This is a genomic window from Streptomyces rimosus subsp. rimosus, from assembly GCF_000720725.1.
GTDB lineage: Bacteria > Actinomycetota > Actinomycetes > Streptomycetales > Streptomycetaceae > Streptomyces > Streptomyces rimosus_A.
Genome location: NZ_JOCQ01000211.1, coordinates 1 through 2,472, shown reverse-complemented (window position 1 = coordinate 2,472; position 2,472 = coordinate 1). Strand labels below are relative to the sequence as shown.

The 2,472-nt window shown below is 77.2% G+C and carries 1 protein-coding gene and 1 pseudogene; both read right to left on the bottom strand.

All coding sequences use genetic code 11. The annotated features are described in order from the left end of the window. A pseudogene (locus IH45_RS0142440) lies at positions 1-794 on the bottom strand (hypothetical protein); the annotation flags it as partial. Positions 795-1,244: 450 nt separating this feature from the next. Next, positions 1,245-2,372 carry an alpha/beta hydrolase gene (locus IH45_RS0142430; RefSeq protein WP_030682456.1) on the bottom strand — a complete coding sequence of 376 codons (1,128 nt, stop codon included), beginning with the start codon at positions 2,370-2,372 and terminating at the stop codon, positions 1,245-1,247. Positions 2,373-2,472: the final 100 nt, after the last annotated feature.

The following is a 2,472-nucleotide window of genomic DNA, read 5'->3' as shown; positions in this document are numbered from 1 at the left end:
GGCGTGGCGGGAGCGGACGTAAGCCGGTCCGGGGCCGGGGCCGGGGTGGTGCTGCCGTCCGGCGCCGGGACCGGGTCCGGGTCCCCGCCCGGGTTCCGGCCGGGCCGGGCGGGCCTCGTCTCCGTGCCTCGGGCCGGGCCCGCCTCCGCGCCCCGGTCGGGCCCGTACGGCACCTCGCAGCGCTCGGTGCGGAGCTCGGCGACCCGCTGTTCCAGCATGTCCAGCAGGACCGGGAGCCGGACCGGGCCGGCCGACAGGTGCAGCAGGGAGAGCAGCTGCGGCACGGCCTCGACCACCTCGGCAACGGCGGTCGGCCCGGCGCCGGACGGGGCGGGGCGCGCCAGCGACCAGGCGTCGAAGAGCGCGACCCAGCCGCGCAGCGCGGCGGTGTCGTCGCGCTCCCAGGCGCGCAGCCGCCAGCCGGGGCGGGCCACGCCGCCATGGAGTTCGACGAGTCCGGCCAGCCGGGCCAGGTCCCAGTCCGTACGGACCTGCCGCTCGGTCAGCCGCAGGTCACGCGCCGCCTGTTCGGTGACCTCCGCGGGCAGCGCGCCGTCCGCGCCGGCCCGCAGCCCGGCGCCCGCGCCGTACTCGCCGTCGGCCCAGCGGGCGAGCCGTACGGCACCGGCCAGACAGGCGCGGGCCTGCCGCGCCAGTTCCGCGGGCGGCGGCGTGCCCTGGGGCGGCCGGGGCGCCGGGCGGGCGGCCCGGGTGCTCACCGCCCGGCGGGCGGCGGCAATCGGTTGACGGGGGACGAGTCGGAGCCGGGAGTCGCGCGGAGTACGGGACGTCACAGGGGCAGTCTTCCCGTTGACGGCCCGAAAGCCCAATCGGAACGGTCGGTACGTTCCGGGAGAACGTCGCACGAGGGGCGCACGCGGGCGTCATCACGGGCCCACGTGCCGGTCTTCACGGGTTCACGGGGCGGTCACCATGGGCGCTTGCGGGCTGGTCACCACGGATGTCTGCGGCCTGGTCGGGACGCCACCCGCGGCCGGTCGCGACCGGTGCCTGCGGCCGATCACGACTGCCATCTGCCGCCGGTCACCACGGACGCCTCGGCCGGACGCAGCGACCACCTGCCGCCGATCACCACGAAGACCTCCGCCGGACGCAGCGACCACCTGCCGCCGGTCACCACAGACACCTGAGGCCGATCACAACGGGTGCCTGCGGCCGGTCGCCGGGGCCCGCCCCCTCCCCACCCCTGACACCCCACCCCGGCGCTGCCCCCATCGCCCCCCTCACATCAACGGCGTAAGAAACCGCCGCAACGTTTCCTCATACCTGGCCGGGTCCGCGTTCCACATGGCCGCATGGGGTGCGTGCGGTACCGGGTGAAGGGTGATCAGGTCGGGGCGGCGGGCGGCGAGTTCCCGGGAGGAGGACCAGGGGGCGAGTGTGTCGTCGGGGCCGTGGATCAGCAGGGTCGGCACCGTGAGCAGGTCCGGGAGCCAGGCGTCGGCCAGCCGGTCGGCGTGCAGGCCGGTGCTGCCCTCGGCGGCGCGTACCGCCAGCGGCAGCAGCGGGCGCGGGGTGCGGCGGGCGGCGGCCAGCGCGCGGACGGTGGCCTGCCAGTCCAGGACCGGCGAGTCCAGGACGAGGCCGGCGATGCGGTCGCGCAGTCCGGAGTTGGCGGCGGCGCGCAGGGCCATGGAGGCGCCGGTGGACCAGCCGTGCAGGACGACGCGCTCCGCGCCGTACCGGATCGCGTAGCGGATCGCGGCGTCCAGGTCGCGCCATTCGGCGTCGCCGAGGTGGCTGATGCCGTCGGCGGTGGGCGGGGCGCCCAGGTCGTTGCGGTAGGCCGGGTCCAGGACGGGCAGCCGCTGGTCGCTGAGGAACGGCATGAGGACCATGGGGTGCTCGCGGGTGGTGCCCAGGCCGTGCACGGTGATCACCCAGGTCTCCCGGGCGCCCGGCACGAACCAGGCGGGCAGGGCGCCCAGTTCGCCGGGAATGTCGACATCGGCGCAGTCGAGGCCCAGCGCGTCGCGGGGGTTGCCGATGTGCACCTGGGGAGTGAGCCGCATCCGGGCGCCCGGCTGGAGGGTGCCGTGGGTGACCCGCTCCAGACGGCGGACGACCGTGTCGGCCGGATGCGGTACGCCGTCCAGTACCGGGCCGACGACCGCGTGGGCGCCCGCGCCGGTCAGGCCGTACGTACCGGGCCGCAGCGAGGCGAGGCTGCGGGTCAGGGTGATCCGCCCGGGAGCGGTGGAGTGCACCGTGAGCCGGGGGTCGCCCGGCAACGGCCGGTCGGGCGCGGGTTTGAGGACCATGTCGCTGGCGTACCGGCCGGCCGCCACCGCGGCCGCGCCGGCACCGATCACCGTGGTGGCGGCCGCTGCCGCCGCAGTACCCAGACGCATCCTCCCCAGTGTGGGCAAGTCCGGCGGCCGCGGCCAGTGGGCGGGAGCGGCCGGGTGACGGCGGACGCGGCGGCGCGCGGCCGGGCGCGGCCGGGCGGGG